We start from the raw sequence: 1,629 nt of genomic DNA, 5'->3' as shown, positions 1-1,629 counted from the left end.
CTTCTTCGAGGGGGAGTTCCCGTCGGGCATGGTGCGGATCTGGACCGGTCCAACGGCCATTGATTGGGATGGCAAGAACTGGACCGGGGTCGGCGTGTTGCTGGGGCTCGGGACGCTCGAGGAGACTTCGGATGTGGTGGCGGCCGGGACCACGGTCTCGCTTTCGGGCGTGCCGCTCGATCTGGTGAGCCTCGCGATCAATGAGGCGCGCCAGGGAAGTCCCGGTCGGATCTGGCTCGCGCTTCTGACGGAGGACCGCCAGATCATCGCGGATCCTGTCCAGGCCTTCAGCGGGCGTCTCGACGTGCCCGAGATTGCGGAGGATGGGCAGAGCTGCCGGATCACGATCAGCTACGAGAACCGGCTGATCGATCTCGGGGTGGCGCGCAGCTGGCGTTACACCCACGAAAGCCAGCAGGTTTTGCACCCGGGCGATCGTGGGTTTGAGCATGTCACCGCGATCCAGGACCGCGAGATCACCTGGGGGCGCGGGTGATGCGATGCTTCTGTCACCGAAAAGGGTTCACGATCCGCAGCTGGCCTTCGATCTTGAGGCCATGCTGCATGTCTTCGGAATAGAGTGTCTCGCAGCCGGCCTGCAAGGCTGCGGCGATGATCATGGCATCATAAACGGACAAGAGGTAGCGGGCGCCAATGGCACGTCCGATGTCATGCGTCCCGGCATCGAGCGGAGCGATGAGGCAAAGCTGTCGAACTCCGTCGAGGAATTCTCCGGCCTCGGACCAGCTCATGTGGGCTTTACGCAGACAATTGACCAGGGTCTCGTTGAGGACCTGCACGCTGATGACGCCGCCGGTGCGGAGCAGGCGCGCTGCGACATCAGATTTTGGCCCGTCATCAAGCAGGTAGAGGATGACATTGGTGTCGAAGAAGTCAGCGCGCATGCGCTTCGTCGCGGCTCAGCCGATCCTCGGCGTTCAGTTTGCCACGGAACTTTTGCAACGCCTCGAGCACCTCTTCGGGGCGGGGTTTGCGCAGGATCTGAAGGCCGGCGTCATCTGCCCGAATATTGATCTCATCGCCGGCCCTAAGGCCGAGCTTGCGCACGAGATCTGCAGGCAGTCGGACCGCAAGTGAATTACCCCATTTTGCGACATGCATGAGGGACACCTCCCGATGTATAGACATGTATACAATGTATATCCAGACAGGCAAAACCGCAAGTCCGCCACCCGCCGTCTGTCCCATTGGGAACAGGTGCTCGCCACCGCTGTCACTCAGGCCGAAGCACGCCCCTTCGCCTGGGGGCGGCATGACTGCGCGACCTGGGCCTTCGATCTGCGGCGTGACCTGACGGGTGGCGCGGATCATGCGGCGCTCTGGCGGGGGCGGTACCGAACGCCGCGGGGCTGTCACCGGGCGCTGCGTCGGCTGGGCTGGCGGACGCTCGAAGAGGGCGGCCGGGCGTTGCTTGGCGCACCGCTCGCCGATCCCCGGCTTGCCCAGCGGGGCGATCTGGTTCTGGGCGGCGCGCCGGAGGCCTTCGGGGTCGTGACGGGCGCGCGCGCGGTGTTCGTGTCGCCCGAGGGGCTGGTGAGCCTGCCGCTCTCGTCTTGTCGTCTTGCCTGGAGAACGTGACCCATGCCGCCAGTTGTGCTCGGTGCCGTG

Annotated in this window: 4 protein-coding genes; 2 read left to right on the top strand and 2 right to left on the bottom strand. The window is 64.5% G+C overall.

Annotated elements, in window-relative coordinates:
- The coding region (locus P0X85_RS15035; protein ID WP_275815163.1) for a hypothetical protein at window positions 1-496 on the top strand (496 nt) is incomplete at its 5' end.
- 13 nt (window positions 497-509) lie between these two features.
- On the opposite strand, the gene P0X85_RS15030 is transcribed toward P0X85_RS15035, so the two are convergent.
- Together P0X85_RS15030 and P0X85_RS15025 are read right to left on the bottom strand one after the other, a co-directional pair.
- Entirely contained in the window at window positions 510-905 is a 396-nt protein-coding gene (locus tag P0X85_RS15030) for a PIN domain-containing protein (protein WP_275815160.1), read from the bottom strand.
- Window positions 895-1,122: an AbrB/MazE/SpoVT family DNA-binding domain-containing protein gene (locus P0X85_RS15025; RefSeq protein ID WP_275815157.1), complete on the bottom strand. Its 228-nt coding sequence runs from the start codon at window positions 1,120-1,122 to the stop codon at window positions 895-897. Before P0X85_RS15025 ends, P0X85_RS15030 begins: the two co-directional genes overlap by 11 nt.
- A gap of 15 nt (window positions 1,123-1,137) precedes the next feature.
- Between P0X85_RS15025 and P0X85_RS15020 the strand changes: the two genes are divergently transcribed.
- The gene (locus P0X85_RS15020; protein WP_275815155.1) at window positions 1,138-1,599 is read left to right on the top strand and encodes a DUF6950 family protein; all 462 of its coding nucleotides are present in this window, start codon (window positions 1,138-1,140) and stop codon (window positions 1,597-1,599) included.
- Window positions 1,600-1,629 lie beyond the last annotated feature (30 nt).

Origin of the sequence: Pseudothioclava nitratireducens, assembly GCF_029210495.1 — a bacterium.
In the GTDB taxonomy this organism is placed as follows: Bacteria; Pseudomonadota; Alphaproteobacteria; order Rhodobacterales; family Rhodobacteraceae; genus Pseudothioclava; species Pseudothioclava nitratireducens.
Note: the sequence above shows the minus strand (reverse complement) of the source record. Positions and strands in the feature narration are given on the sequence as shown.

Excerpts from the sequence above, each read along its gene's own strand:
- P0X85_RS15030 (WP_275815160.1), bottom strand. The coding sequence starts at position 905 with ATGCGCGCTGACTTCTTCGACACCAATGTCATCCTCTACCTGCTTGAT.
- P0X85_RS15025 (WP_275815157.1), bottom strand. The coding sequence starts at position 1,122 with ATGCATGTCGCAAAATGGGGTAATTCACTTGCGGTCCGACTGCCTGCA.
- P0X85_RS15020 (WP_275815155.1), top strand. The coding sequence starts at position 1,138 with ATGTATAGACATGTATACAATGTATATCCAGACAGGCAAAACCGCAAG.